The sequence below is a fragment of the Paraburkholderia phytofirmans genome (genome assembly GCF_046028095.1).
Lineage (GTDB): Bacteria > Pseudomonadota > Gammaproteobacteria > Burkholderiales > Burkholderiaceae > Paraburkholderia > Paraburkholderia phytofirmans_A.
This window is the reverse complement of sequence record NZ_JAQQDJ010000001.1, coordinates 165,963-192,059: the sequence shown is the minus strand read 5'-3', so window position 1 is coordinate 192,059 and position 26,097 is coordinate 165,963. Positions and strand designations below refer to the sequence as shown.

Genomic DNA, 26,097 nt, shown 5'->3' with positions numbered 1-26,097 from the left:
AGGTACACAAGCCGTTCAACGCACAGGCCAAACCATCAGCGAATCCGCTCGAACGGCAGTCGGACGCCTTCTTCCGAGCTTCGGCTGGCAAGCTCGATAACCGTCATTACGTCGACGGCGTCCTGCGCGCTCACCGGGAATTTGACGCCGTTCTGGATCGCGTCGGCCACCGCGATATAAAACCCGGTGTAGTCGCCATCGCGCGTCGGCAGCTCGCGCTCGACTTCCTGATCGCCTTCCAGCACGCGCAGCGCACCTGCGGCATTGCCCGCGCCGAAGCCGTCGTCGCCCGGACGCAGGCCCGCCTTCAACTGATCTTCCTGCGTGTCGAGCCCGAATTTCATATAACTGCCGCGTGTGCCGTGGATGGTGAAGCGCGGCGCGACCAGCGCCGTCAACGCGCTGGCGTGCAGCACCACTTCGAATTCACCGTAGCCGAGCTGGATGTGCACGTAGTCGGGCGCGCCGGCGTCGTCGCGATGCGTGCGCACCGTTGCCGACACGGTTTGCGGCGTGCCGAACAGCGCCAGCGCCTGATCGATCAGATGCGGTCCGAGGTCCAGCAGCAAGCCGCCGCCTCGCGACGCCTCCTCGCGCCAGCGCTGCCGCACCTCCGGCCGGAAACGGTCGAAGTGCGATTCGTATTGCGTGATTCGTCCCAACTCGTTGCTCGCCAGCAGATCGCGCACGGTCAGAAAATCGCCGTCCCATCGACGGTTGTGAAACGGTATGAAAAGCTTGCTTCGGGCGAGCGCGATGTTGGCCAGCGTATGGGCGTCGGCGGCGGTCAGCGTGACCGGTTTGTCGACCACCACGTGCTTGCCCGCTTCCAGCGTGCGGCGCGCCAGGTCGAAGTGCGTGTCGTTCGGCGTGGCGATCACGATGCAGTCGAGTTCATCCAGCGCCAGCAGCGCGTCGAGGTCGGCCACCACCTTCGTGTGCGGATAGTCGGCGAGCGCGCGCTCGGGCTGGCTCGTGGCAATGGCCGCGACGCTCGCGCGGCCGCAGTGCTCGATCACCGGCGCATGAAAGGTCGCGCCGGCGAAACCGTAACCCATCAATCCAATCTTCAGCGATGCGGACATGCGTGTCTTCCTGCAAAAACGGCGCGCCGCTTTGCCACCGCGGCGACGGCGCGCAACACCGCAATTGTGGCATGTCCTGGAGGTGGACCGTCAGCGTCGTCGTGGGCATTGGTCGCCGTTATCCGTCAGCACAATCGTGTTAACATCGCTCCTCTCGCGCGAACCGCAGCGGGCCGGAACACCCTCGCACCGCGCGGGCCCCCGTTCCAGCCGCCGGGGCCGCGCAGCATGCCCCCGGGCCTTTGGCCGGCGATTACGCCGCCACGCCTCAACCGCTGCTTCAACCGCATTACCCATCCACAGACGATGTCCGCAGGCCTGAACCCCGCTCAAAATGAAGCGGTCCGTTATCTTGACGGTCCGTGTCTCGTGCTCGCCGGCGCAGGCAGTGGCAAGACGCGCGTGATCACTCAGAAGATCGCGCACCTGATCGAGGCCAAAGGCTTCGAGCCGCGCCACATCGCCGCCGTCACGTTCACGAACAAGGCCGCGCTGGAAATGCGCGAGCGCGTGGGCAAGCTGCTCGAAGGCAAGACGCTGACCACGCCCGGCAAGGAAGGCCGCAAAGTGCCCGTCAACCAGTTGACGGTCTGCACCTTCCACTCGCTCGGTGTGCAGATCCTGCGGCAGGAAGCGGAACATGTCGGCCTGAAGCCGCAGTTCTCGATCATGGATTCCGACGACTGCTTCGGCATGATCCAGGAGCAGGTCGGCTCGACGGACAAGGGCTTCATCCGCAAGATCCAGTCGATCATCTCGCTGTGGAAGAACGGCATGATCATGCCGGAGCAGGCCATCGCGATTGCCGCGAACGAGGATGAACATCAGGCCGCGATCGTCTACCGCAATTACGTGGCGACGCTGCATGCGTATCAGGCGGTCGATTTCGACGACCTGATCCGTCTGCCCGCCGAACTGTTCGAAAAGAACGAGCAGGTGCGCGACCGCTGGCAGAACAAGCTGCGCTATCTGCTGATCGACGAGTATCAGGACACCAACGCCTGCCAGTACGAACTGGTGAAACTGCTGGCCGGTAAGCGCGCGGCGTTCACCGCGGTCGGCGACGACGATCAGGCGATCTACGGCTGGCGCGGCGCGACGCTCGAAAATCTCGGTCAGCTCAGCAAGGATTTTCCGAAGCTGCATCTGATCAAGCTGGAGCAGAACTACCGCTCGACGGTGCGCATTCTGACCGCCGCGAACAACGTGATCGCGAACAATCCGAAGCTGTTCGAAAAGAAGCTGTGGTCCGAGCACGGCATGGGCGATACGATCACCGTCACGCCGTGCAACGACGAAGAGCACGAGGCCGAGTCCGTGGTGTTTCGCCTGTCGGCGCACAAGTTCGAGCGGCGCGCGAATTTTCGCGACTACGCGATCCTGTATCGCGGCAATTTTCAGGCGCGCATTTTCGAGCAGGTGTTGCGGCGCGAGCGGATTCCGTACGTGCTGTCCGGCGGCCAATCGTTCTTCGACAAAGCCGAGATCAAGGACATCTGCGCGTATCTGCGCCTGATCGCCAACGCGAACGACGACCCCGCGTTCATCCGCGCAATCACCACGCCGCGCCGCGGCGTCGGCAATACGACGCTCGAGGCGCTCGGCTCGTTCGCGGGCCAGGCCAAGGTGTCGCTGTTCGAGGCGGTGTACATGGGCGGCATCGAGGCGCGTCTCTCGCCGCGGCAGATCGAACCCATGCGCGTGTTCTGCGACTTCATGCAGCGCCTCACCGATCGCGCCGAAAAGGACGCCGCCGGCACGCTGCTCGACGAACTGATGGACGCGATCCACTACGAGGCCTATCTCTACGACGCGTTCGACGAACGTCAGGCGCAGTCCAAGTGGCAGAACGTGCTGGAGTTCATGGAGTGGCTCAAGCGCAAAGGCACCAAGGCTGAACCTGCGGGCGCGGCGAACGACGAAGCCACCGGCTACGACACCGCCGACGGTCTCGGCGACACCGGCAAGAGTCTGCTCGGCCTGATTCAGACCGTGGCGCTGATGTCGATGCTCGAAGGCCGCGAAGAAGACCCCGATGCGGTGCGGCTTTCGACGGTGCATGCGTCGAAGGGTCTGGAATATCCGCACGTGTTTCTGGTGGGCGTCGAGGAAGGCATCATGCCGCATCGCGGCGGCGCCGACGACGAGCCGATCGACGACGCGCGCATCGAAGAAGAACGCCGGCTGATGTACGTGGCGATCACGCGTGCGCAGCGCAGTCTGCATCTGAACTGGTGCAAGAAGCGCAAGCGCGCGCGAGAGACGGTGGTGTGCGAGCCGTCGCGCTTCATCCCCGAAATGCTGCTCGACGACGCCCCGCCGCCGACGCCCGAAGAAGCGCCGATGTCGCCGAAAGACCGGCTCGCAAGTTTGAAGGCGCTGTTGCAGAAGCCTTGAGCTGGCGCTGGAAACGTTGTGATCGCGTAGGCCTGTTTGCCGGCCGAGATATAAAAAATCCCTGCAGCGCGGTGACGCGGTGCAGGGATTTTTTACTACTGCGGCAAACGCCGCGAGTATTTTACTTCACCGCGCTGACCATGTAATCGACGGCGGCCTTCACGTCCGCGTCGGAGGCTGTCGAGCCGCCCTTAGGAGGCATCGCGCCCTTGCCGTGCAGCGCGTAGTTATAGACCGTGTCCATCGGCTCTTTCAGGCGCGGCGCCCAGGCGTCCTTGTCGCCGAACTTCGGTGCGTTCAACACGCCGGCCGCATGACAGGCCTGGCAAACCTGCTGATACAACGCCTTGCCGGCTTGCGACGCGTCCGCGCTTTGCGTGCCGCCCGCTGCCGGCGCGGCTGCTTGCGGGACGCTCGCCATGGCGGCCATCGCTGCGGCGGCCTGAGCCGCACCCGCGTCTGAAGCGCCGGCCGGCGCCGCGGCGGCAGCACCGGATGCTGCCGCCGCTGCTGCGCCCGCTGCCGGTTGAGCCGGTTCAGGGAAACTTCCGCCGGAATTGTTGGCCATGTAGGCGACCGCGCGGGCGATTTCGAAATCGCTGTAGTCGTCCGGGCTGGTGCCGCCGCGCGGCGGCATCGCGCCTTTGCCGGAGAGCGCCGTGTGCAGCAGCGTGTCGAAGCCCTGCGCGATGCGCGGCGCCCAGTCGGCGGTATTGGTGAATTTCGGCGCGCCTGCCGCACCCGACGCGTGGCACGCGGAGCAGACCGCCTTGTAGACTTCCTCTCCGCTCTTGTAGACGCGCGGCGCGTTGGCGTCGCGAATGTCGACCTGGGCGAACGGCTTGATGCGGGCGGTGACCTCGGCTTCGGAGAGAGAGTCGGTGCCGGCGCCAGTGCGCGTCGAATTGTCGACGTAGATCACTAGCAGAACGATGATGACGATCGGTACCGCAAAACTGGCGATGATCGCGGCGACGAGCTGGCCGGGGGTTTTGATCGGGGCTCCGTGTGGTGCTTCGCTCATGCTTGTCTCGTCTCCGTGGGTATGTGAGCGGTACAGCGTGACGGCAACTTCTTGTTCTTTAATCAGCCACGGACGATTATAGACGGAACATTTCGACGGCGGCGAGGGGCACGGCGCGGTGTTCAGCAGGCGTTTACCCGCATCGCGCAGGTTGTCGGAAAGGCCTCGAAGACCGCCATGCAGGCCGTCCGGTGGACGGTATGGTGGAAACCGGGTATCCTTTCGGTCTCGCTTTGGCGTCGCATCCGTTCTGGTGCCGCGCTTTCGTGTGAAGCGCCCGTAGCTCAATGGATAGAGTACTGCCCTCCGAAGGCAGGGGTTGCTGGTTCGATCCCAGCCGGGCGCACCATAAAGAATCGATCTCGCTCAAGGGCTTACGCAATGTGGCGTTTCGCCACTGATGTCGTAAACGACATCAGTGGGTAGCACGAAGAGCTACAAAAAATCCCTTCTTAGACTTTCTCCTCAGTTTGTCCGCAACTCGGACGACGCGGCAAGAAGAGGCGCTCCGGCTCCCGACCTCGCGCAATTATCACACCCGTCTCGGCGTGTGCCTTTCGCTGGGCTCTCTCTGCGTTTTTGCGCCGCCCCAAGGATTTGACTTTTCCACGCATGCGCTCGATTACCCTCCTGCGCGCGGGATAAACGCCTGCATCACAGAGCGCTTTGTGCTCACTCAGGTAGATTTGGTCAAACACGTCCATTGCCTCCTTTCGACCCGATTTAACGAGTTCGCGGCCGCTCTGAACCAAAAGCGCCTGTTCGCGAGGGAAGTTTTCCCGAAGAAACTTTGACGAAACCGCAAGACACTTCGCCGCTTCGGTCGCGTTCCTGATACGGCCGTCACGCATCAATTCATAAAGCTCCTTGCGGAGTTCGTCTCTCGGCCGCTTGGCGCCCTCCCCACCACTGGCAATTAGGCGACGGTCCTGACATTGCGGTGCCGGTCGAAGCGAAAGCATGACCTTGTTGCCGAGCAAGATGTCCGCGATGGCGCAGCCGCAGCAGTAGGCGACGAGCGCCAGCCGCGGGAGGCACATCTGGATTTTTCCTTTGACCCACCCGTGCACTTGCGATTTGTTGACACGGAGGTGAGCCGCGAAGCGTGCGGACTTTCCGTTGAAGAGAGTGTCGACGGCGTGCGTAAGGAAGGCAGACTGAGCGGACGCCGAATACCCAGCGTCGGGAAAGACGACCGAGTCGTCAAGGAGTTCCGCAATAAGACGAGCGCTTGCGACCTCGTAGTCTGACGCTGGTAACAGCTCGGCCGATTCCGTCAATTTGATGGTTGACGTGACCTCGTCGGCTGGGCCGAAGACCATGGGTCGCCGTTTCAGTTTAGGGAGGTTGACCAGTTTCAGCCGGTGCAATGGGCACGCTGCAACCGCATCAATGCTCCAAAGCAATCGGTCATAACAGTCGCGCTCTTTTTGCACATCGTCCCTGTAGCAACTCGGGCAAAAGCGTCGCCTATCAGACAGCAGCAGAAATGGCGAGACGAGTTCTTTGAGCGGCAGCAGCGTACAAAGCTGAAGGTTGGTGCGCAAGGTGAGGCGGTTCAGGGTGTGAGCCCATTGATACGCCTGCTCCGTGGCGCTCGTGACTTTGACGCTGTAATCAGCACGTCCAATATCGCGGGCCATCCGGTCGCTGCTGACGCCAAAAAGCTCCTCGGCAGCGGGTCCGATGATTCGATTTGTCAGCGTCCAGCGCGCCATGTCATGCGCGTTGCTTAAACGTGCGATATAGCTCCCTAGGTGCTCGCGGTCATCACCTGAGCATCCGTACGGTGGAAGGCTATAAAGAATTGACCGCGGCGGCGCGTCTTCGGGCCAACCGCCGGGCAACTTCGTACGGAATGGACTTTTCATCGGCGGAGCCCTCCCAAGTTATTGTCGCGATTCTGGTGGCTCCTCGCCGCGAGCATCGTGAGCAATTCGGCCTCACTCGGATATTCAATCGGGTGCTCCGATGAGAGGTAGGGTTTGACGTTCTGCTCACCGGACAGCGTTTCGAGCGCAATGGTTTCGTATTCGGCCGTGGTGGGTAACGCGTCCCAAATGTATCTGTCCTCCCACGATTTGCTGCCCTCAGCGGCGCACTGGGTGACCGCTTCAATCAGGGCCTTGGCGGCATAGCCGGGCATGCCGAGGTGCGCGTAGAAAAGCTTCTCAATGTACTTCTTGAGGTCGACTTTGAAAGGCAAGGGGATGTGTGGCTCGAATTCCTTGATGAACTGCGTGAAAGCGTCGAAGTCTTTCTGATTGTCGTAGTACCGGTCGAAGCGGACCACACTGATGCGGCGAGCGAGTTGACCGCTGGCGCGAACGAGTTTCTCGGACCCATAGGCGCCCACGAGCAGCAGGTTCAGACCGCTGCGGTTAGCGAGGGACTTGAGAAGGTTTCCGTATTGCAGGGGTTCCGTTCTCGAATCGGTGAAGTGAACTGCTTCATCCAGTATGAGATGACGGACTCTCCGATAGCGGAGAGCGCGTTCGAAGGTGAGCCGATAGCTCCGTACACTGTTGACTTTTCCACTAATGCCGGTCTGGCCGGGCATATCCGGAGACAGTGCATGAAGGTCTTCAGAGAGGTGATGGTAAAACAGCCGCCAGTTGAATTCCTTCCCGTCTGCGGCGTCGATTTCACTTAAGACGACGGGAATCACGCCGGGGTTCTCGCGAATTTCGACGTCGTAGAGCTTGAGCAGCGTCTCCGCCTCGAGGGCGGCGAAAGTTGATTTGCCGACACCCGAGGGACCCGTGACCAAGGTAACGGAGAGACCGGCACCGGGAATCATGTGCCGTGCGACTTCGCTTACGACGTTCGTCAGATTCCGGTGCATAAAGCGAAGCGACTTCAGATACTCCCCTTTTTCACTGGGACTTCCGTGCAAGGCTTGGTCATAGCTGATAGAGCTCATAGAACCTCCTGATTTAGACGGGACGGGACGTGGGAAGGCTGTCGTAATTCAACTTGAGACGACCTTTCGTCGGCTTCGGCAAAGGGATGCGCAGAACACTTTCGTCATCCGGCGGGTCGATAGCTGCGGGCACGGTGATGGGCATGTCGAGGCTTGCCTCCTGCTGGGTTTTGTGGTCTTCAATGAGAAGCGCATCGCCATAGACCTGGCGCGTGGCTGCTGTCAGGGACGCTGCTTCGGGCAGAATGTGGTCACTGATGACCGCATAAAGCACTTCCTCCAGCTTTTCATCGGGTTCTCCGTGCATCCGCATCCGGACCTCGTACACGACATAGCCCCATTCGACGTAGGTCAGCTTGCGGTACTTCATGAGGAGCTTTGACCGGCAGCGAACCCATTTGCCGTTGAGCAGCGCGTAGGCAACGCTCACGTCCCACATGTCGATGAGAACTTCAAGGTTCTGCGGACGTACCGACCTGTCGGCAAACTCATCGGCCCAATACCAGACGTGGCTAACCTTTATGCCCATCTGTTTGTCGAGCTTTCGGGTGTTGCCCTTGGAAGGCGGGACGCATGTCAGGATGTAAAAGTACGAATCGTACGGAGTCAGGCGCGCAAGGCGGCGGCCGGTCGCGACAAATCGACGATGCATGTACTCGATAGGCGCGTGGTCGTGAGCTGGATGAATCCGTTGGTTGTAATCACGGAAGAAGTACTCATCAAGAAGGCCATGCAACTGCGGGAAGCTCAAAAGGTCGGCGCGAATCGGGTCGACGGACCGCGTAACCGTGCGGACGTTGCGCAGCGCCTTGGTGTTGCCAACGAGGTTGTGAATGAGTTCAGTATTGGTCGTGCCGAACAGCCTTTCCATCACTGCCCCGAATCGCGATTCGTGGGCGGGGCGGAACTGCAGTGTGATATGGAGCAGGTCGCATAGGCGGTCGAACGCCGCAGAATGGAACTCCTTTCCGTTGTCGACCACAATCACCGATGGTGTGCGTTTGAACACGCGCACCATCGCTCGAATTGCCATCATGCAACTGATAGTGCTAGGCGCATGGATTGACAGGTAAAACGCGAGCACCGCCCGCGTCTCTGCGTCCATCACAATCGTCAGCCACGGCCGCTTTCGGAAAATCCTTCCGCCTTTTCCCCGGATGCGGATGAAGACGTCGAGCTTCGTGTGGTCGATATGGACCCGGTGGAATGGGCGACCCCCGTGTATCTTGTCTTCGAGATAGAGATACCAGGTGGCTGGCTCTTCGTTATAGACGACCCTGCTGCCACGGCGCGCTTTTACGTCCATGAACATCCTGCGGTGTACGTAAAAGGTCTTTCGAGAGACAAGCGGCATCTTGGCTGAGGTGCTCAATTCCCTGTATTTCCGGTATGAGGCCCGACCGCCCGGATTGGAAGGGTTGTTGCCCCATTCCGTCGCCTCGCGAATCAGTTCACGCTGTCTTTTTGAAATCTGGCAACGCCCTCCGCTTGGGACCCTCGGCGTTGCAGCCCTTCGCCGGGCAGACGCTGAGTCGCCAGCGTCACGAACAGCCTTTCGTATCCGTTGGAGCTGCCTCTTCGAAAGGTTGCAACGAACCGGCTTGCCGAGCTCGATGTCCCGAATCATGAGCAGCCGATTTCTCCCCTCGATAATCTGATACTCGGTCAGGGCATCGATTTGGGCGAGGCGCTCGTCAGTCGATGGTTGGGATGAAAGCAGAACCACGTCCCGCTGGAAGATTGCCCGTTCGAAATCGGCCACCGGCATCAGAGAGCCGTTGCGGGACTGCTGGTCAAAGAAATGCACCGAGTCCGAAGTTACGACGGAGATTTCGAAGACCTCCGTGCGGCCCTTGAACATGAATTCGGTGCCCATGTCGACGGAGAATGAGACTTCGTCGCTGACACCTTTTGGAGCAGGCCTGTTGAGCTGAAGAGCATCGAGTTGCGCTCGGGAATTGCAGACGATGACATCCTGCGCTTCGCTCAGGTCGTCATACTCTAGGTCGACGAATAGATGTTGGTCAGCGATTGCCTTGTAGACGTCGTCGACGAGGAATGCATCTGGTGGAGTCTCGACGAGGAGCGGCTCGCCCCATGGCGTTTGCTCGGGATAGGCGCGCGTCAAGAGGAGGCCCAATGTCATCGGGCATGCTTCGGTTGTAATCTTTTGAATCGCGCGCCAGGCACTGTCGGTCAGCGGGGCGCACTTGTCGCACAGGTAGTCCTCGAGGAACTCCAGGTTCGACACGAACGTACTACCGTTTTCATTCCCCGAACGCAGACAGAAGGTTATGCCCATACTGGCAAAGTGCCTCTCCCGCTCCGGGCATCGCCACGTTCCGTCATCATCCTTGAAGAAGCGCCTCGGATATTTTTCAGCAAGACTCTCAAGGTCCTTTTCGGTCTTCCATTCGTCGATGTAAATCCCGTAAGGAGTCAGCCGAAGGATGTCGGGCGTGTACGGTGTCGGCGCCTGATAGTACGAAACGGTGCCATCAGAGTGCTTGCGTTCCGTTTCGACGGTCAACCTGACTTGGGGCGGCTGACAATAGTACTCGCGTGTTGTGCCGTCGAATTCGTACCTCACGACGGCGCCAAACTCGGGTTTGCGGCTTTCTGTTGCCACCCGCCGTCGCATCTTGCGCGACGTGTAGTAAGAAATGACGTTGCCGCGCCGCGACTGGACCTTTCGCGACGGACCCTGGTTGCGGGTCTCCCAGACATAGACCTGCCCCTCAAGAGGCGTTCCCCACCGTTCGAATTCCTGTCGCAATTCGACGTCAGTGTAAGGCGGCGGCGCGGTTCCGAGTGGGCTCTCGTTGCACCAGGAGCTTTCCATTTGCTGCCATCTGGATTTCAGCGGGGTGACGGCAGGAAGGTTGATTGACATGGCCTTCTCCTATCATGCGTTACGGTCGATGCGGAAGCGCGATGCCGGACCCGCCGTTTTGGACGGTTCCTGCCCTACCAATCCATAGCGGTAGCGCCGAAGAAGCCGGGCAAAAGCATGCGTAGCGGGCTGGTCCATGGTCGAAGTCACCGGGCGCAGACGCACAAAGACATCAGTCCATTGGTATCGGAGCTCGATAAGCGACCTGACCGCATTGGCGCGCGCTTCGTCCCACGGTTTGATTTTTTTCGCCAGTTCTGCGGCCAGCCATCCGTCGATTGAGCTCCTGATTTCGTCGGGACTTCGGGCGCGCAGGGAGAACGCCCAGTTCTTAAAAGTCCGGTTTGTGGACACCAGGCAAAACGGACTATTGGGCCGGAAGATGCTCGACCAGCTGAGGACCGCATCCCCCGGTTGCGACCAGTCGGGCGCGAGAAGAGAGTCCGTTGTGATAATGCTCACCTCATAGACTTGTTCCTTGTCCCAGCGCCTGACCAGCAGCGGCTTCTCGGGTACGTACGTCTGACGGGGCACGCGCTGCGGCGGCGAAGTGAATAGCGTTGATGTGCGGAGGCTAATGTCGGACTTTGCTGCCGCGGCGCTTTTGCAGAGGCGCCTGATGCTTCGTGGACATTCCCCCGGCTGTCCTTTGACAGTCACAAGAACCTGCGACTGAGAGTGGGATGCCGACTGCGAGTTCGAAGGCATTCCGCTCTTGCGTGCAGACCGAGCCGGAGGAAGGTGCAAGGTACGACGGACGACCGTCGCCTCATCTCTAAAATGCTCAAGGCCGGCGAGGAGCCGGTCGCAGTCGTCGGAAAAATCTTTAACCTGTTGCGTATGCATGTGAGCTCCTTGGCAATTCCTAAAAAAAGTCGTCAGCGCTCCTCGCATCTGTCAAGTTGACAAACGGCGAAAAAATGGTTTGCGCTGACCCATCCCGGGCAAGGGTGTGCCAGGTGGAATACGCTTAGTACAACTATCCATAGAGGCCGTTCAGGTCAAATCAAATGATTACCCGTCAGGTCCAAAACCGAAGGTTGGGGGCGGCTTTGCCGGGGGCGTTCAGGGGAATGAGGGGACTGCGGAAGGGGCCAAACGGGGGGGTGGCGGGGATGCGTAAGCAGCTCGATGGCGGCTGAGAAAAGTGGGGGCGGATATTCTTTCGCTGCCGCCGCCGGCGTCGGAAGCGTTCCGGTCCGGCGGGAGGGGGTAAATACGGCGAGATTGGATGAATTTGCAAGAAGTTAATGGTCATTTCGCGTGAATTCCACGTTCGTTGCAGACGTGCGAACTCCTTTGACCATCTCTGTGACCCGTGAGAGAATTACGGTGCTAGTCGTGGTTCTCTTATCGGGGCCACAGGGGGTCGCTGGTTCAAGTTCGCTTGGGCTTCGCGACCCCCTTCTTATTTGTGCTGACAAATAAGAAGCCGGTCGCTTAGCCAAGTTGGGGTTTCCTGGTTGGCTGATGTATTCGCTAGTCGCGGCTCCTTAAGGGGGTGTCTGGTACAAATCATACGACGTTGGCTTCACCATGAAAAGCCATTTTTGGGAAAATTTGTGGCGCCTAAAACGGGTTTGGCGGCACAATAATCTAAAATTCAAAGCAATACGCTGTGTATATTCCGTGATAGCAGGTGTATCGTTTTAGGGTTACCTAAAATTTGCGTGAATGGCAGGAAACGCCCAATAGTGAACGACGAGCGGACCAGCTGTAGCCACCTATAGGTAAGCATTGCTACGTAAATTGACGGGGCCGTTCAACGTAATTCTCATGAGCCGTCTAGCGACACTTCGTCTTGCGGCCAAAGCTCCCAAGCCATCATTTGGGTCAAGAAGCAAGAGGTGCGGTAGCAACTCCGGGCGATAGCGCGCGTTGTTGTGGTCAAGAATAATGAAGCAACCCTGCCTGTGTCTGGCGATGTGCCGTTCCATTTCAATCGCGCGGCAGGGTGGGCTGTTATAGCTGGAGGCGTACCCGATAGTTGCGTCGTCTACGCGATTGGCCAATGGCGGCGGAAGCATTTCAACGCACGCATCTAAGCCGAGATAAAACGTCCACCAGGTGTTCAGGACAATTTGTATTTCGGAGTACGGCTCCAGGAGCTCTGCGAGCAGACCTACATGCTCCAGCGCCGCGTGACCGGTGGTGACCACCGACGGTGTACAGCCCTCGCCGTACATCACATGGTCGGGATGTAAAACACCGTCGAAGTTCAAATAGATGACCATTTTGGGGTCCCATTTAATGGATTCAGGCCACCTTGTTTGCAATACCGTCCGCCGACAGCAACCTGAAAATCTCGCTGCTGAAGTGTCCTATGAGGTCGGGCCGCAAGTAATCTACGAGTACTGCTCTCAAGGTGTACTCGAAGGGGATTGCACTCCTGGATGCGTCTACGATGGTCAAACTGTCCGGACAACGACGATGTATGTCCGCACGTAGAAAATCGCGGCGCGTTTGTTGACCCGGCTTTCTCCTGTGCATACGGTTCCCTGGGGTTGTGGCACCGATGGTCCTGGCGGCAATTTCATTTGGCAGCATCTGAACTAGACGGCGGTAGCCGAAATCCGCGACCCACCAGCTATTGAGAACAACTGCCAGTTCGGGTCTGGTCACGACGATTTGAGCAATGTTCCTCGAAAGACCGAACTCGGATGCTGCTGCCGAGTTCTCAAGTTGGTAACGTGTAATGGGCTGCGAACGTCGAGGAAATAAAACGCCTTCGACGCCTAGATATAGGATGGAGGTCATGACCGGCTTCGCTGAAATTTTGCTGCGTTGGCAGCACGCGCCCGAAGGTAAGTCGGCTTGCCGCTTTAGAATGAGCGGAGGCGCGAGTGAGGCTCTCAACGTTGAGATTTGACTTGTAGAGAGCTTGTGTGCGTTTACACACACCAAAATAGTTCATGCAAACGCAAATGCAAGGAAAAGTTGTGGAAGGCGTGGATGCCACGTGGGCGAAGCTCGTGTCTCGCGCGGTTCGCGTCGCGCTAACTCGACAGGACGTGAGCTATGCGCAACTTGCAGCCGAGCTTACGCGGCTAGGTGTGCCCGAGTCCGCACGTTCGGTTGAAGGAAAGGTTCAAAGAGGTACCTTCCGCTTCAGTTTTTTCCTGCAGGCACTATCGGCGTCCGGCGCGGACTGCCCGGTTGCCTGGGCACGCGTCATGGCTAGGCGAGGCACGTGGGAAGAGCGCGCGACAGCAGTCTTTCAGGACGCATTGGCCCTTCAACCATGGCTAAGCTGGCGCCAGCTCGCGCAACGACTGGCGGAGATTGGTGTTGAGGTGCAGCCGGATGTGCTCGGTGTTCAGGTCGCCGAAGGTACGTTTTCCGCCGCTTTTTTCTTTCAGTGCGCGGCGGTCTGCCGGTTTGAAGGTATCCATCTCTTCCTCGACACCTCTTCGTTGAACAGCGCGGCGCTCGCGGGCAAGCCTCCTGGCTGAATAGAGCTAGCCAAACCTCTTGCAAATGTGCATCCGGCGGCTATAGTGGATTTTGCGTGTAGAAACACACGCGAGATTGCAGGCCAAAAAGCAAAATAACAACAGCCTCGCGCTGATTGTCCAGGTGACGTCGCAGTCCTCTAGCCCCATCTACCAATGCGGCTTCGAACCGGACGGTCGTCGTCGCCCCAGCCGCCCAGGTGATGTTATGCCTGTCTGGAAAGCCGCGCCGGTATCCGTCGAGCCAAGAATTGACCTCTTGCAATGGCGGGTGATGGTAATAGTGCCCGACGGCACTTTCCATTTTGTTGGACTAAACGCGGCCACGTACCGCGGCCGCGTCAGCTCGGAAATCGAGGAGTTCGACACCGATACTAGTGAAGGGCGCACGCGGTCCGGCCGTGTCTATCAACTGCTCGGCAGCAGCGGCTTTGCGGGTGTCGCCGAGTATGTTTGGGCAGAGTGGTGCGCCGTCAATCAGGTCGATAGCTACATTGACATGGTCCAATGCGGCTCGACCGAAGGCCAACTGGTCGACGGTCGCAGACCATTCGGACGGGTTTCCTTCAACATGGCCAACGGATGTCGTCATCATCGCGAACACCCGCGCGCGCTTGGCGTTCGCGATTTCGACGCGTCCTACCGAATCGATTGTCACGGAGCCCCAGAGCTTCGGCGGACTTTCACCGTCCGGGGGGTAAATCTTGACTGACTCAAGGCGATGAGGGAGCAATACATGCTCACCTGAATTCAAGGCGGCCGGCAAATCGCCATACAGCGCAATGCCGGCCATTTCCGTTCCATGGCCATCCTCATCATGCTTCGGCCAATCCGGATGGTACGTATGCACGTCGTGCGCATGAAGCGCCTGCTCAAGTAGCGGGTGGCCGTTGTTCACACCCGTATCCAGAATGCATACGTGCGGCGCGTCGGCTGGTGCGGCAGTCGTTCGGTCCACCAGGTCGACAATCCAGTCGGCCTGTTCGGCAGGCGTGAGCTCGCTGACGAAGAACTCGGCATTCGGCTCAACAAAGCGGAGTTCCGCAATTAGGTCGAGCAGGTCGATAGCTTGCTGAAACCCGACCCGACTCCCATACGCCGCAACCACCAGCCTGCCTGGAAACTGGACGTATCCGGGGGCGACGTCAATGCCCACCTTAATTGCCTCCGATTTGAAGTCAGAGACAACCGTGTCGGCCTTACCTGCCGTGTGTCGCAGCCAGACCTGAAACCAATGCTTTTCATGGTCTTCGGGAAGTTGGGCTGCATCAGTCCAGAGTTCGGAAAACGCCGCGCGCCGGATGTTTTCAATCGCATTCACCAGCGACGCATTCTTCGGCTTGCCGCTCTTCTTGCTGTTTTGCTCAATGTATTCGGTGATGCGCTTTACAAATGCGGACAGCCTCCCGTCTGGCACCTGCAACACGACAACATCGTGGTCATCGTGGGGAATGACTGCCAGGAGTTGAATACCGTCTTTTGCCCACTCCACGCCGGCGTAGTCATAAGCGTTTCGTGGTTTGAATTCGACAGCGACGCGAATGCCCCGACGTAGCGGCAGTCCTAGCTCGTCGCGCAGCTCTTCCAGTTCTTCGATGTCGCCGCCAAGCTCTTCAATCTGCTTAAGCAGGCGTTCCCCACGGGCGCCGCGGTCCGCGCGCTGCGGAGCTGGTTCTCGGATAACGTTTAGCGGAGAGCGAAATTTAACCCCCGTCACGTATCCTTCGACGGACAGGTGACTTTTAAGTTCGTCTGCCATTCTCTCAAGCTCTAATTTGTCTTATTAACTTAAGAGTCTACAGTACTTTTTGCCGCCTTTTACGCTCGGAAGTCGTGTCCCTGTGTACGTTCTTCTAGGTGCCGGGCAACACTGTCGTGACTGACGATTCTCGTCCCTTCCATGACAGCGTCCTTTAGGGCATCGAGGCAAGCTTTGACGATGTCAGCGTGAGATTCACCGCGGCCAATTTCAGCAAGACGCCGAAAATCTATCTGCGGCGTGACGAATGTGCCGAGACTGTTCTTGAGTAGAGCTTCAATCTGATGCTCGTCCGGAGCTTCATACTTGATTACGTCATCAAACCGACGGAACAGCGCCGTGTCTAGGTCTTTTCCGTGATTTGTAGCCGCAATTAGAAGGCTGTCGGACGTATCTTGCTCGATAAGCTGCAGGAACATGTTGAGCGTGCGCCGCATTTCGGCCACGTCATGCTGGCTACCGCGTTGCAGCCCGAGTGAATCGAACTCGTCAAAAAAATAGACACCGCGCGTCGACTTCAGCGCTTCGAACACCAGACGTAGCTTCGACGCGCTCTCACCCATGAACTTGGTAATGAGACTGTCAAACCGTGCGGTGAAGAGGGGGAGGCGCAACTCGCCGGCCAATGCGGCGGCCGTCATGGTCTTGCCTGTGCCCGGCGGCCCGACGAGAAGCAACTTTCTGCGTGGGCTCAGGCCGTGACTGTGCAACTGTTCGTGATGGCGTTGCTCGCGGAGCACCCGATTTAACTTTGTGCGAACAGAGTCCGACAACACCATCTGCTGCAAATGCTCGTGCGGATACTGTGCCGTCAGAAGCTCAGCGAGCTCGCCCTTCGGCTGGGCGAGCGGAATCGGACGCTGACCAACCTTGCCGCTCACCGAAGAAAGACCCGGCTTCTTTCCAGCCTTCGCAGCGTCGACAAGGTCGCGCAGCTCTGCCGCCAGCTTCGTGTGGCCACGATGCGCTTCGTCCGCGGCCATCTGCATGGCGACCGCGAAGAAATGCTCGTGGTTGTCACCAGCATATGCGCGCAGTAATGCCTTCACTTGGTCGGAACGTGCCATCAGGAACCTCTATATGTCTTGGTGCGGAGTATAGACTTCATGCCGAATTGTTGGTGCTATTATAGCAACTTGATGCCATTACAGCACTGACGTAGAAATGTTTCCTCCACGAACGCAGGGCGAGCTGATTAAGTGGGCGCGCGGCAACAGCACTCAAGCTGAGTTCGCAATCGCTCACAGAGTCGACAAGTCGGCCCTTTCCCGGTACGAATCCGAAAAGCTCGGGGCTCCAACGCGGCTGATTAACGACTGCCTGTCGCAGCTTGCCGACTTCTTGATGGCCAACCCAGCCGCGACCAATGGAATCAAAGGCGCCTTGGACAACGCAAGGAAGACGGTAACGTTGCTCGAAAGCCTCGCCGGAGTTGACGCCTAGGTGAAGGCACGATACTGTATGTATATACAGTAAATACTGGGTTGGCTAGCCCGGTAGACACGATTGGCCGAGAACAACTACATATAAAGAGCAGCGCTATATATAGACGGGCGACCGAAGTACGTTACGGGTTGGTGATGGCTGCAGTTTTGGCGCTTTGACAGAATAAAATCGGCTGACTAATGCGGTTCAGCCTTGCCAGGCGGGACCTTGGGAGAAATGCCCAATGCGACACCTGTGGAGTGCACTGAGGTAGATGTGCGACATGGGTAGGGTGCGCACGTCTTTAAAGCTGCCTTCCCAAGCGACCGTTTCCCGCTGAAATCCGGGCGAAAACCTCCGAAAACGACGCGGGTAGGGTGTACTTGGCGACATCAGTAGCGTAACGACACACGCAATATGCGCTAAGCCCTTTTGTTTTTTACGGTCCGATCGTGTTCAGACGAGTGCCGCCTAAGCCCCCACATTCCTGCAAATAGTCGTTCGGCGACGCCTTACGCACGCTCGCATGCGCTCTGCAGATTCGTCCGAAAACGTCCGCTCTATTTGTGCCGCAAATTAAGAATCGGACGTTTGAAGGTCTCCATGCGGACATTTCGCATAGCCCCATCCTATCCCCTTAATTAGCATATTTTGCTCATGCAATTTGCATCGCGCGTGAATATTCCCGGAGCGGCATTTCGACATCGCTTCACTGATTAATAAGGTGACGCGATCTATCCGCGCGCCAATTGTTTTATTGCAGGTCATGTATAAAATAACCCGGCTAATTTTAACTGCATCGATCATGATGCTATCCAATCTCGTCCACGCGCAATTGGCGGCTCCTCAAACGGGCGCAAGCGAGTTTGCCGGCCCCTATGTGGGTTTCAAGTTGGGTGTGAATATCTCCGATGCCTCAGGCGTCGTCAATAAAGCATCGCATACCACGGTTTTTCCGGGTTTCACGGCGGGATATAACTTCGACGTCGACCGCTTCGTCGCAGGCGCTGAAGTGTTTGCCGATCTGCATCACGGCTCGACAACCTATAAAGACGGCGGAATCGATGCGAAATTCGGCATGCCATTCAATCAACTGATGCCATATGTCCGTATTGGACTGACAACGGATTGGCCGGACGTACGCCCTCACTGGGGTTTAGGCGTCGAATATAAATTTGCCAAACACATGAGCGCGGTGGGCGAATGGACAACCGATACCAGCAATCACGACGGCACCCGAAGGACGAATAACAGTTTCACAATCGGCGTGCAATATCACTTCAACTAACGCGCTGAATTCGCGGCTACTTGGCTAACCGATTAGTTTGAACAACCGCCGTCACCGCAACAAGGTTGTTGAAAGCGCCCCCTGCCGTTAGAATCCCCCGGTCATTGGGGAGTAGCCTTCCTTCATCCTTTGAAGGAGAGCGCGTCAACATACTTGGCCTGCGGGTCATGGCGCGTTCGACCGGGTCGGTTTGGCGAGACCATTGACGCACTGCCTCGTTCTGGTCGGACGGGCGGCGGTGCGTCATTGGTTTGTCATTTACGTCCGACCGCGGAGCAGCCCTGTGAAACATCGTCGTAACTTGCCAGTCTCCCCTACTACCCGTCCGCCGCGCGGCTGCCTTTGCGTGATTGCGGAGCGCCGCGCATGACCGGTCTCCTGTTCGAACTTGCCATCATGCTCGTCGTCATTCTGGTGGCGGCCGAGCTCTTCACCAATGCACTCGAGCATCTGGGTGAACGCCTCAAGATTTCCGAAGGCGTGACGGGTTCACTATTCGCCGCCGTCGGCACCGCGTTGCCCGAGACGCTCGTTCCGCTGCTCGCGATCGCCAGCGGCACGACGGATAGCGCGGTCAATCAGGAGATCGGCGTCGGCGCGATTCTCGGTGCGCCGCTGATGCTCTCCACCCTCTCCACGTTCCTCATGACGCTCGCGATTCTCGGCTCGCGCGGCGCGCGCGGCTGGGTCGCGCCGGAGCGCACGGGCTTCACGCGCGACCTCAACTATTTCCTATGCGCGTTCGTGCTGGCAGCGGCCGCGATGTACGTGCCGCATGAGCAGATGATCGTGCGCGCGCTCTTCAGCGTGGCGCTGGTCGGCGTGTACGTCACCTATGTGGTGATGACCTTCCGCGCATCGAATGACCTGGTCGATGCCGGCCACGGCACTGAAGCGCCGGGCAAGATGCTGATCTCGCGCCTCGGCGTGCCGACGAACCTCGCGACCATCGTGGTGCAATTGGCGCTGGCCGTCGCGTTGCTGGTGTGGGGCGCGGAAGGCTTCATCCATGGTGTGCGCGGCGTGTCGCAGGCGCTCGGCGTGTCGCCGCTGCTGCTCTCGCTGCTGATCATTCCGATCGCCACCGAACTGCCCGAGAAGGTCAACAGCATTCTGTGGATTCGCCGCGGCAAGGACACGCTGGCGTTCGGCAACATCACCGGTGCGATGGTGTTTCAGGGCACCCTGCTGCCCGCGATCGGTATTTTGCTGACGCCGTGGGTGCCGCGCATCGAAGTGGTGACCGGCATCGTGATCACGCTCGCCGCCGCGGCGTGGCTGCGGGTCAATGTGCGTGAGCGCGGCGTGCCGGTGTGGGCATTGCTGGTTTGCGGCGTGCTCTATGCCGCGTATCTGGCGATTACGCTGAGCCGCTAGACGAGCCGCCGGCGACAGGTGAAAACAGTCGCGAAAGGCCGCTTGTCCAACGGCCTTCCGCGTTGCAGGCTCAGTTCGCCCGGGTCGTTGTCGCCGCCGCGGCCGTTGTCGCGCCGTCCGGCTTGAACACGGTTCTCCAGTCATCTTTCATATCGACGACAAGCCAGCCTTTTGCGCCGGCCTCGTCCAGACCTTTGTCGAGCTTGCCGCTCTTCGCCGCGCGGTCGTAAGCGTATTCGCGCTCCGCGTCCGTGTGATGCACGAGCGCGGCGAGCCGCGGGCCGTCGCCTGCCGAGGCCCACTCGAGCATCGGCGCGTCGCCATCCGCGTTACCGAACGCGATCACCGGACGTCTGCCGATCACGCGATCGATGGCAAGCGGTTTGGCCGAGCCGTCGAGCAACGTGTCGACCTGCGCGAGCCGCGTCAGCGAAACCGCACCGTTGCTCTGGCCGTACCGGTATTTGACGGTGCTGCCGATCACCTGCTCGGGCGGAATGCCATACATGCGCTGGGCCACGTCGCGGACGAACTCGGCGTCATCGCCCGTCACCAGATAGGTCTTGAAGCCATTCGCGCGCAGATAGGCGAGCAACTCGAGCATGGGCTGATACGCAAGGTCGGCATAAGGCCGGTTGAAGCGCGGGTCGCTCGCGGAATCGAACCATTCGTGCACGAGTGCGGCGAACTGATCGCCCGTCATGCCGGCGTGGGCCGCCGCCAACACCCGCATAGAGCCGCTGTCACCGCTTGCCGCCACACTCCTGAGATTGCCTTTGAGGATCGAGCGGAACGGTTCCTGGCGCTTCCATTCCGGATGCCGTCCGGCCACCGTCTTCACACGTTGCAGCGCGAACACCAGTTGCACCGAGGCGGGCTGCTCAGGCCACAGTGTGCCGTCGTTATCGAATACGGCGATCCGGTCGGCACGCGGGATGAAATCCTTGGACTCGGGCGTCGTCACCAGCGTCACGAAGTCGACGATCGAGCGTTTGGTCTTCGTATCGTTCCATGATGCCAACGCGGCGGCCGTCGATGCGCCGGTCTGCGACACGCCGTCCTGGCGCGGCGTCACGGAACAGGCGGAAAGAAGGACAACGGTGAAGGCAATGCAGTACCGGTGCAGCGTGCGAATCATGAAAGCCTCATCGAAAGCGGTGGGTCGAATTCAAGCGAGCGCCAGTCTAATGGGCCAAAGCGGTAATTGCAGCCGTTGTGGGATTTTTTCGACATTGAAGGTCGAGCCTGTTCCGGCCAAACACAATGCCAATTGAATAAGCGGGCAAGTCGGTCGCGACTGACCTGGCTTTCGGCCGTGTTACAAATTTATCTCTGTAATTTCTGAAATCGTTGCTAGTATTCCTAACGATGCCAGCCTGATGAATCTTCTCTTTTCCGCATGCTTCGTTTGATGCGGCGCCTCTCGTTTCAAGGAGCGCTCATGCAAGCCTCGTATCCAGTTGCGCCACCTTTCCAGATTGTTCGAGTGACATAGCGCGCGAACACGCGCGCGAAATGAATTCGATTTGAATCGGTTACCCGAACGCCATTCCTTTGAAATGATTTTGCGTCAGGCAAAGGCAGGTGCTCGCCAATAAGAAATATCGATAAAACGAGGCTCGATAATGGGTTACAGCCGCGCGTTTGGCGCGGGGGCGTTATGCGCCGCCGCGTTGGTGTCGTCACCGGTCTTTGCTCAGGCATCCGCCGACGACGCCAATAAAAGCAATAACCCGCTCAATCTCGCCGCCTCATTCAACATCCAGAATTACTACACGCCGAGCGTATTCGGCGCGAGCGCGCACACCAACGACCTGCTGCTTCGCCCTACCGTGCCCGTTGGCCCAAACAGTCTGATCGGCGTGCCGCAAATCTTCCGCGGCACGGTGCCGCTCAGCACGCGGCCCGACCCGAGCGGCGGCTACAACACCGGTCTCGGCGACCTCAATCTGTTCGACATCTTTCTGCTGTCGGAAGGCAGCATGCAGCTCGGCGTGGGCCCGCTCGTCACCATGCCGACGGCGACCGACCCGAGTCTCGGCACCGGCAAGTGGCAGGCGGGTCTTGCCGCCGTCGCCGTGAGCGCCACCCGGGCGCGACTGATCGGCGGCCTCGTGCAGTGGCAACATTCGTTCGCCGGACAAAGCAGCCGGCCCACGACGCAATCGCTGACCGCGCAGCCGTTCGGCATCTTCAATCTGCCCGGCGGCTGGTACATCCGCTCGACCGGCACGTGGACGTTCGACCTGCAGCACGGCAGCTATTACATCCCCGTCGGCCTCGGCGCGGGCAAGGCGTGGAAGGGCGGCTCGACGATCTACAACGCGTTCATCGAACCGCAATACTCGGTCGCGCATTCCGGTGCGGGCGTGCCGCAATTCACGATTTTCGCCGGCCTGAACATGACCTTCGGCAAATAGACGAGAATTCGAGGGAGCCTCGCAATGACGTTTTCGAAACGCCTGGGACTCAAGGCATGCGTCGCCGGATTGACGTTGGCCGTGCTGCCGCACCTGCCGGCGACGGCGCAGACGAACGCGCCGGCCGTCGCGGTGACCGCCTCGCCAGACGAAGCGCGCGGCATCGCACGCGACGCCTACCTGTACGCCTATCCCATGCTGTTCAACTACAAGACGCTCTATCAGCAGGCGGTCGATCCCACTTCGAAGTCGTACGTGGGCGGCTTCGGCAAATTTCGCAACTATTCGCAGCCGTACGGTCCCGAGAACAAGGAAATCGTCACGCCGAACAACGACACGCCGTATTCGTGGGCATGGCTCGATCTGCGCCGTGAACCGTGGGTGCTGACGGTGCCGGCGGTGCCGAAAGAGCGCTACTACGTGTTCCAGTGGATCGACCTGTTCACCTATAACTTCGCGTACGTCGGTTCGCGCACGACGGGCAACGACGCGGGCCATTATCTGTTCGCCGGGCCCAACTGGCACGGCGACACGCCCAAAGGCATCGACAAGGTGTTCCGCTCGGAGACCGATCTGATTCTGACGCTCGGCCGCACGGCGCTTAACGGCGCGAGCGACGTCAGGAACGTGCAGGCGATTCAGAAGCAGTACAAGCTCACGCCGTTGTCCGCGTTCGAACACACGGCCGCACCGCCGCCTGCTCCGAAACTGACCTTCCCGAAATGGGACGAAGCCAAAGCGACCTCGGTCGACTTCATTGGCTATCTGAACTTCCTTCTGCAGTTCACGCAGCCGCCCGCGCCGTCTGAGCGTGAATTGATGGCGCGTTTTGCGAAGATCGGCATTGCGCCGGGCGCGCCGTTCGACCCGGCCGCTTTACCCGCCGAGACGCGCGCCGCGCTCGAAGCGGGCGTCGCCGAAGGCAAAACCGCATTGGCCGACGCGGAAAAGCGCACCACCAGTTCCTTCAACCTGTTCGGCAGCCGCGCCGACCTGAAAGACGACTACACGACGCGCGCCGTCGCCGCGGCGATGGGCATCTACGGCAACACGAAGGAGGAAGCCGTATATGTCGGCACACGCGTGAATGCCGAGCATCAGCAGTTGGTCGGCTCGCAGCCCTACGTCCTGCACTTCAACAAACAGAACTTGCCGCCGGCGAAGTTCTTCTGGTCGATGACGCTTTATGACTTGCCGGCGCGTCATCTGGTGGCGAATCCGATTCACCGTTACTCGATCGGCGATCGCACCCAAGGTCTGAAATATGGTGCGGACGGTTCGCTCGATATCTACGCGCAGAACACGCCGCCGGGCGCCTCGGAGATGTCGAACTGGCTGCCTGCCCCAACCGGCGCGTACGACCTGATTACGCGAATCTACGGACCGGACCAGACCGTGCTCGACGGCAGCTGGACGTTTCCGACACTGCGCAAGCGCTGAGGCGCGCATGGACGACCCGGACATCGACATGCACAGGAAGGCGGCGACATGGGTGACGGCGGCCGTGCTGGCGTCGGTCGCCGCGCCGATCCTTGCGAAGACGCAGCAGCGTCCGTGGTCCGCGGCGACAGGCGGCGCAGCGTCCGTACCCGGTCCGATAGCCGGCGACGCGATCTCCGAGGAATACGCGCGCCTGGTCGCGCGCCAAACCTACTTCTGGGCGTGGCCGCTGGTGAACGTCTACCGCCGTTTGCTGGCAATGCAGCAGGTGCCGCGGCCGGGATTGAACGGCGGCGCCGTGCCGGTCGCGCCGCCCAACCGCCTCGCGATGCTGCGCGATTACGCTCGACCGCTCGCGCGGCACGTCGGCTGCCCGAATCGCGACGTGATCGACGGTTGCGCGATGCTCGATCTGCGCACTACCCCGGTGATCGTCCAGGTACCGGATTTCGGCCGACGCTTCTGGGTCTATCAGGCCGTCGATCTGCGCACCGACAGCTTCGCGAGCCTCGGCAAAATGTACGGCTCGCGGCCGGGCTTTTATCTGTTGGCCGGGCCGGACTGGCACGGGCCGGCGCCGAAGGGCATTCGCCAGATGTTCCGCTCGCCTACCGCGATAGGCATGTTGATTCCGCGCGTGTGCATGGAGGACACGCCGGAAGACCGTGCCGCGGTACAGTCGCTGATCGGCAAAATCGGCGTGTATCCGCTCGCGGAATACGACGGCGAGTCCAAGGAAACGGTCTGGTCAACATTGCCCGGTTTCAGCGCGGCCCACAGCGCAACGCACGCAAGCGCGGAGGAAATCAAACGGGTCGACCCGAACCGCTTCTGGGACATACTGCCAGCCGTGCTCGACGCAGCGCCGCCGCAGCATGGCGAAGAGGCGCTCTATGCGCAGGCGCGCGCGTTGATCGCCGCCGCGCGCCGCAATGGCGCACTCAGGAGCGTAGTCATCGACGAAGCGGCGAGAGCCGAAGCCGATCTGATCGCACCGTTCTCCAACTTCAACCTGTTCGGCAGGCGTCTTCCGGGAAACTGGAACACCTTCAGCAACGGTTCGGCTTTTGGTACGGATTACTACTCGCGAACGGCAATAGCGGCGTCGCATATGCTTGTGAGCAAGGCCAACGAGATAAAGTGCTTCTATTCGGATACGGATGCCTCGGGCCAATGCCTTGATGGCAGCGGACGCTACGCGGTGACCTTCCGTAAAGACCGCTTGCCGCCTGTCAAAGGTTTCTGGTCGCTGACGCTATATGACTCGCATCACTTTCTTTCGCCGAACCCACACAACCGCTACACGCTAGGCACGAAGAACCGACACCTGAAGTTCGACGCAGACGGCTCGCTCACGCTCCACGTGCAAAACGCGAGACCGAGCGACGACAAGTTCGCCAATTGGCTGCCGGCGCCGGCCAACGAGGCGTTCTTCCTGTACTTGCGCGCCTACTGGCCGCAGCAAGCGCTGCTGGATGGCAACTGGACGCCGCCGCCAATCGTGCGCGAAGCCTGATGCCTGCGCGCACGCGCGCAGTGTGGCTTGCGGACGCAAGGCTGCCCAGATGTGGTGCCGCAGGAGTGAGAATGCCGAACTTCCATTCGATGAGGACGATTATGAGTCAACCTAACTGTTTGTTCGCAGCCGGGCGGCTCGCCGCCGGATTGTGCAAAGGCGCGCTTCTGACCACCGTCGGCGTGAGCCTCGCGCAGACGGCGTGGGCGACGGAAGGCGGCATCGGCCGTCCGATCACCGGCCAGCAGGTGACGCCGTACGGCGGCATCGTGCCGGCCACCAGTGACTGGATCGTCTCGGCCGCCACGATCTATTACGAGGGTTCGCTGGGCGCGAGCAAGTCGATTCCCATTGCCGGACAGGTGACGGCCGGCGTCAAGGCGACGGCCGAATACACCATTCTCGCCGCGGTCAAGACGTGGGGGATTACCGTGGGCGGCTGGAACTTTGCGTCGTCGTTCGGGGTGCCGGTTCAGTACACCAACATCTCGTCGTTTCATGGCCGCTTGCCGGACGACCACGGCACGCAGTTCGCCGATTTCTTCTTCACGCCAGTCATTGCCGGCTATCACCTGACCAAGACCGACCACGTCGCATTGAGCGTGCAGATCTACGCGCCGACCGGTGCTTACAACTCGAACCGGCTAGCCAATGCCGGACAGAACACGTGGACCTTCACGCCGACGATCGCCTATACGAAATTGCTGCCGAAAGAGAACGTTGAGTTGTCGTTGAATTACGGCCTCGAGTTCTATACGCCGAATAAGGACACCCATTATCACAACGCGCCGATCAGCGTGCTCGATCTGCTCGCGCTCAAGCGCTTCAGCAACGGCTGGGGCGTCGGCGTGGTGGGCGGCTATATCCAGCAGATCGGCAGCGACAGCGGCGGCATAGCGGAAATTGTCGGCGGCGCTCAGGGCCATTCCGTAGGCCTCGGGCCGATGATCACCTGGTCGGGCAAGATCCAGAAAACGCCCATTTCGGCTGCGCTGCGCTGGGTCAACGAAATCAACACCAGCAACCGGCCGAAGGGCAACGTCGTGCAACTGTCGGTCAATGCGACGTTTCAGTAACGCCACGGCAAAAGGCGCAAGC

General features: G+C 59.8%; 20 protein-coding genes, 1 tRNA gene and 1 riboswitch. Of the genes, 10 read left to right on the top strand and 11 right to left on the bottom strand.

Annotation, left to right across the window (positions count from 1 at the left end; translation table 11 throughout):
* Window positions 1–35: 35 nt before the first annotated feature.
* Window positions 36–1,085: an oxidoreductase gene (locus PQR54_RS00910; RefSeq protein ID WP_408243693.1), complete on the bottom strand. Its 1,050-nt coding sequence runs from the start codon at window positions 1,083–1,085 to the stop codon at window positions 36–38.
* Between the two features lie 306 nt (window positions 1,086–1,391).
* On the opposite strand from PQR54_RS00910, the gene PQR54_RS00905 reads away from it, so the two are divergent.
* Window positions 1,392–3,482, top strand: coding sequence for a UvrD-helicase domain-containing protein (locus PQR54_RS00905; RefSeq protein WP_408244232.1), 2,091 nt, complete (start codon window positions 1,392–1,394; stop codon window positions 3,480–3,482).
* 121 nt (window positions 3,483–3,603) lie between these two features.
* On the opposite strand, the gene PQR54_RS00900 is transcribed toward PQR54_RS00905, so the two are convergent.
* A complete protein-coding gene (locus PQR54_RS00900) occupies window positions 3,604–4,506 on the bottom strand; it encodes a c-type cytochrome (protein WP_408243692.1) in 903 nt (300 codons plus the stop codon).
* Window positions 4,507–4,779: 273 nt separating this feature from the next.
* Here PQR54_RS00900 and PQR54_RS00895 point away from each other — a divergent pair.
* Window positions 4,780–4,855, top strand: a tRNA-Arg gene (locus PQR54_RS00895).
* 103 nt (window positions 4,856–4,958) lie between these two features.
* Here the strand turns inward: PQR54_RS00895 and PQR54_RS00890 are convergent.
* The 6 genes from PQR54_RS00890 to PQR54_RS00865 form a co-directional block, all read right to left on the bottom strand.
* The gene (locus PQR54_RS00890; RefSeq protein WP_408243691.1) at window positions 4,959–6,377 is read right to left on the bottom strand and encodes a TniQ family protein; all 1,419 of its coding nucleotides are present in this window, start codon (window positions 6,375–6,377) and stop codon (window positions 4,959–4,961) included.
* Window positions 6,374–7,429, bottom strand: a complete 1,056-nt coding sequence (locus tag PQR54_RS00885) for an ATP-binding protein (RefSeq protein WP_408243690.1) — start codon at window positions 7,427–7,429, stop codon at window positions 6,374–6,376. The genes PQR54_RS00890 and PQR54_RS00885 overlap by 4 nt, the downstream gene beginning before the upstream one ends.
* A gap of 13 nt (window positions 7,430–7,442) precedes the next feature.
* On the bottom strand, window positions 7,443–10,322 hold the full coding sequence (locus tag PQR54_RS00880; protein WP_408243689.1) for a TnsB C-terminal domain-containing protein: 2,880 nt from the start codon (window positions 10,320–10,322) through the stop codon (window positions 7,443–7,445).
* Window positions 10,323–10,334: 12 nt separating this feature from the next.
* A complete protein-coding gene (locus tag PQR54_RS00875) occupies window positions 10,335–11,168 on the bottom strand; it encodes a hypothetical protein (protein ID WP_408243688.1) in 834 nt (277 codons plus the stop codon).
* An 878-nt stretch (window positions 11,169–12,046) separates the two neighbouring features.
* Window positions 12,047–12,556, bottom strand: a complete 510-nt coding sequence (locus PQR54_RS00870) for an HAD domain-containing protein (protein WP_408243687.1) — start codon at window positions 12,554–12,556, stop codon at window positions 12,047–12,049.
* 22 nt (window positions 12,557–12,578) lie between these two features.
* Complete coding sequence (locus PQR54_RS00865) at window positions 12,579–13,079, bottom strand: HAD domain-containing protein (protein ID WP_408243686.1); 501 nt, start codon at window positions 13,077–13,079, stop codon at window positions 12,579–12,581.
* Window positions 13,080–13,234: 155 nt separating this feature from the next.
* Between PQR54_RS00865 and PQR54_RS00860 the strand changes: the two genes are divergently transcribed.
* Entirely contained in the window at window positions 13,235–13,774 is a 540-nt protein-coding gene (locus PQR54_RS00860; RefSeq protein ID WP_408243685.1) for a DUF6471 domain-containing protein, read from the top strand.
* Window positions 13,775–14,087: 313 nt separating this feature from the next.
* Here the strand turns inward: PQR54_RS00860 and PQR54_RS00855 are convergent, their stop codons facing one another.
* Window positions 14,088–15,533, bottom strand: coding sequence for a S8 family peptidase (locus PQR54_RS00855; protein WP_408243684.1), 1,446 nt, complete (start codon window positions 15,531–15,533; stop codon window positions 14,088–14,090).
* A 59-nt stretch (window positions 15,534–15,592) separates the two neighbouring features.
* On the bottom strand, window positions 15,593–16,600 hold the full coding sequence (locus tag PQR54_RS00850) for an AAA family ATPase (RefSeq protein WP_134961403.1): 1,008 nt from the start codon (window positions 16,598–16,600) through the stop codon (window positions 15,593–15,595).
* Window positions 16,601–16,697: 97 nt separating this feature from the next.
* Between PQR54_RS00850 and PQR54_RS00845 the strand changes: the two genes are divergently transcribed.
* The 3 genes from PQR54_RS00845 (at window position 16,698) to PQR54_RS00835 (ending at window position 19,623) form a co-directional block, all read left to right on the top strand.
* The gene (locus PQR54_RS00845; RefSeq protein ID WP_134961405.1) at window positions 16,698–16,976 is read left to right on the top strand and encodes a helix-turn-helix domain-containing protein; all 279 of its coding nucleotides are present in this window, start codon (window positions 16,698–16,700) and stop codon (window positions 16,974–16,976) included.
* A 748-nt stretch (window positions 16,977–17,724) separates the two neighbouring features.
* The gene (locus PQR54_RS00840; RefSeq protein ID WP_408244231.1) at window positions 17,725–18,246 is read left to right on the top strand and encodes an outer membrane protein; all 522 of its coding nucleotides are present in this window, start codon (window positions 17,725–17,727) and stop codon (window positions 18,244–18,246) included.
* A 94-nt stretch (window positions 18,247–18,340) separates the two neighbouring features.
* A riboswitch (yybP-ykoY riboswitch) is annotated at window positions 18,341–18,516 on the top strand.
* Window positions 18,517–18,612: 96 nt separating this feature from the next.
* A complete protein-coding gene (locus PQR54_RS00835; protein ID WP_408243683.1) occupies window positions 18,613–19,623 on the top strand; it encodes a sodium:calcium antiporter in 1,011 nt (336 codons plus the stop codon).
* 70 nt (window positions 19,624–19,693) lie between these two features.
* On the opposite strand, the gene PQR54_RS00830 is transcribed toward PQR54_RS00835, so the two are convergent.
* Entirely contained in the window at window positions 19,694–20,761 is a 1,068-nt protein-coding gene (locus PQR54_RS00830) for an HAD family hydrolase (RefSeq protein WP_408243682.1), read from the bottom strand.
* Between the two features lie 487 nt (window positions 20,762–21,248).
* On the opposite strand from PQR54_RS00830, the gene PQR54_RS00825 reads away from it, so the two are divergent.
* From PQR54_RS00825 to PQR54_RS00810, 4 genes are all read left to right on the top strand, one after another.
* Window positions 21,249–22,043 (top strand): hypothetical protein, encoded by a 795-nt coding sequence (locus PQR54_RS00825; RefSeq protein WP_408243681.1) that lies wholly within the window; start codon window positions 21,249–21,251, stop codon window positions 22,041–22,043.
* Between the two features lie 24 nt (window positions 22,044–22,067).
* Window positions 22,068–23,483 (top strand): DUF1254 domain-containing protein, encoded by a 1,416-nt coding sequence (locus PQR54_RS00820; RefSeq protein WP_408243680.1) that lies wholly within the window; start codon window positions 22,068–22,070, stop codon window positions 23,481–23,483.
* 7 nt (window positions 23,484–23,490) lie between these two features.
* The gene (locus PQR54_RS00815) at window positions 23,491–24,999 is read left to right on the top strand and encodes a DUF1254 domain-containing protein (RefSeq protein WP_408243679.1); all 1,509 of its coding nucleotides are present in this window, start codon (window positions 23,491–23,493) and stop codon (window positions 24,997–24,999) included.
* A gap of 101 nt (window positions 25,000–25,100) precedes the next feature.
* Window positions 25,101–26,075 (top strand): SphA family protein, encoded by a 975-nt coding sequence (locus tag PQR54_RS00810; protein WP_408243678.1) that lies wholly within the window; start codon window positions 25,101–25,103, stop codon window positions 26,073–26,075.
* Window positions 26,076–26,097: the final 22 nt, after the last annotated feature.